Origin of the sequence: Streptomyces beijiangensis (genome assembly GCF_017315755.1) — a bacterium.
Taxonomy (GTDB): domain Bacteria; phylum Actinomycetota; class Actinomycetes; order Streptomycetales; family Streptomycetaceae; genus Streptomyces; species Streptomyces beijiangensis.
This window is the reverse complement of the sequence record NZ_JAFLRJ010000665.1, coordinates 1-2,364: the sequence shown is the minus strand read 5'-3', so window position 1 is coordinate 2,364 and position 2,364 is coordinate 1. Positions and strand designations below refer to the sequence as shown.

Annotated in this window: 1 protein-coding gene; it reads right to left on the bottom strand. The window is 73.1% G+C overall.

The genetic code is table 11. From position 1 onward, the window contains the following. Positions 1-139 precede the first annotated feature (139 nt). A partial coding sequence (cobT, locus tag J0695_RS38090; protein ID WP_206969417.1) for a nicotinate-nucleotide--dimethylbenzimidazole phosphoribosyltransferase occupies positions 140-2,364 on the bottom strand: 2,225 nt, incomplete at its 5' end.

The window sequence follows — 2,364 nt, the reverse complement described above, 5'->3', positions numbered from 1 at the left end:
CCCGCCCCTTCCCGAAGCCGGGGCGCTGCCCCGGACCCCCTGAAAGATGTCCTCAATCTCCCCCAAGCTCTCGGCTTCGCTCGAGCAGGGGGGACCCCCTCGACGGGCTTGATTTCCGGCGGTTGAGGACAAAGTCGCGCTACTTCTCCGTTACGCCCGCCGAGTCGAACGTCGCCACCTCGTGCATCGCCCGTGCCGCGCTCTGCACCACCGGGAGCGCGAGCAGTGCGCCCGTGCCCTCGCCGAGGCGGAGGTCCAGGTCGACCAGGGGGCGCAGGCCCAGCTTGTTGAGGGCCGCGACATGGCCGGGCTCCGCGCTGCGGTGGCCCGCGATGCACGCCGCCAGGGACTCGGGGGCGATCGCGCGGGCGACCAGGGCCGCCGCTCCCGCGCTCACACCGTCGAGGATCACCGGCGTACGCAGGGACGCGCCGCCGAGGATGAAGCCGACCAGGGCCGCGTGCTCCAGGCCGCCGACCGCCGCGAGGACACCGACCGGGTCCGCCGGGTCCGGCTGGTGGAGCTCCAGGCCTCGACGGACCACATCGATCTTGCGGGCGTGCATCTCGTCGTTGATACCGGTACCGCGGCCGGTGACCTCGGTCGGGTCCTGTCCGGTGTAGACGCAGATCAGGGCCGCCGACACCGTGGTGTTGGCGATGCCCATCTCGCCGGTGATCAGCCCCTTGTTGCCCGCTGCCACCAGGTCGCGTGCCGTCTCGATGCCGACCTCGATCGCGGAGAGGACCTCTTCGCGGGTCAGGGCGGGACCGGTGGTGAAGTCGGCGGTGCCCGCACGTACCTTGCGCGGCAGCAGGCCGGGGGTGGCCGGGAGTTCGCCCGCGACGCCCACGTCGATGACGCAGACCTCGGCGCCGACCTGGTTGGCGAAGGCGTTGCAGACCGCTCCCCCGCCGAGGAAGTTGGCGACCATCTGCTGGGTCACTTCCTGGGGCCAGGCAGTGACGCCCTGGGCGTGCACCCCGTGGTCGCCCGCGAAGATCGCGACGGCCGCGGGCTCGGGGATCGGCGGCGGGCACATCCGGGAGAGACCGGAGAGCTGCGCGGAGATGATCTCCAGCATGCCGAGCGCGCCGGCCGGCTTGGTCATCCGCTTCTGGCGCTCCCACGCCTCGCCGAGCGCCTTGGCGTCCAGCGGGCGGATGCTGGAGATCGTCTCCTGGACGAGGTCGTGCGGCTCCTCGCCGGGGAGTGCACGGCGTCCGTACGTCTCCTCGTGGACGACCCAGGACAGGGGGCGGCGCTTGGACCAGCCCGCCTGCATCAGTTCCGGCTCCTCGGGGAACTCGTCGACGTACCCGACACACAGGTAGGCCACGACTTCGAGGTGCTCGGGCAGGCCGAGCGAGCGGACCATCTCGCGCTCGTCGAAGAAGCTGACCCAGCCGACGCCGAGCCCTTCGGCACGGGCGGCGAGCCAGAGGTTCTCGACGGCGAGCGCCGAGGAGTACGGGGCCATCTGCGGCTGGGTGTGCCGGCCGAGGGTGTGTCGGCCGCCGCGGGTGGGGTCGGCGGTGACGACGATGTTCACCGGGGTGTCGAGGATGGCCTCGATCTTCAGTTCCTTGAACTGCTTCGCGCGGCCCTTGGGAAGCGACTTGGCGTAGGCCTCGCGCTGGCGCTGGGCCAGTTCGTGGATGGTGCGCCGGGTCTCGGCCGAGCGGATGACGACGAAGTCCCAGGGCTGGGAGTGGCCGACGCTCGGAGCGGTGTGGGCCGCTTCGAGGACGCGCAGCAGCACCTCGTGCGGGATGGGGTCGCTGCGGAAACCGTTGCGGATGTCACGACGCTCGCGCATCACGCGCAGGACGGCTTCGCGCTCGGCGTCGTCGTACCCGGGGGCGGCAGCGGACTCGCGCTCCGCGGGATCCACGGGGGCGGCGGCAGCGGGCTCGGTGGGCTCTGCGGGCTCGACAAGCTCCGGGACCTCGACCGCGGCCTCTGCCTCTGCCTCGGGGACGACGGTCACCGGCACGGGCTCGGGCTCGGCAACCGCGACGGGTGCGCTCTCCGGCTCATCGGCGACGGGGATCTGGACCGCGGGACCGCCGTCGCGCGGCGCGGGGACGGCCGCCGCGGGCTCGGGCGCCGGTGCCGGTTCGGGCTCAGGGGCGGGCGCTTCGGCCGGTACGGGAGCGGGAGCGGGCTCCGCCACGGGCTCTTCGGCCGTCGGCACAGCAGGCTGCTCCACAGCGGCCGGTTCCGGCGCGGGCTCAGGTGCCGGCAGGGGCTCGGGTGCCTGTACGGGTTCGGGCTGCGCCACCGTCATGACCGCGACCGGCGTCGGGGCGAGGTGCGGAGTGGACGGGAGGGAGCCCTCGACCGGCACGAAGAGGCCCGGGG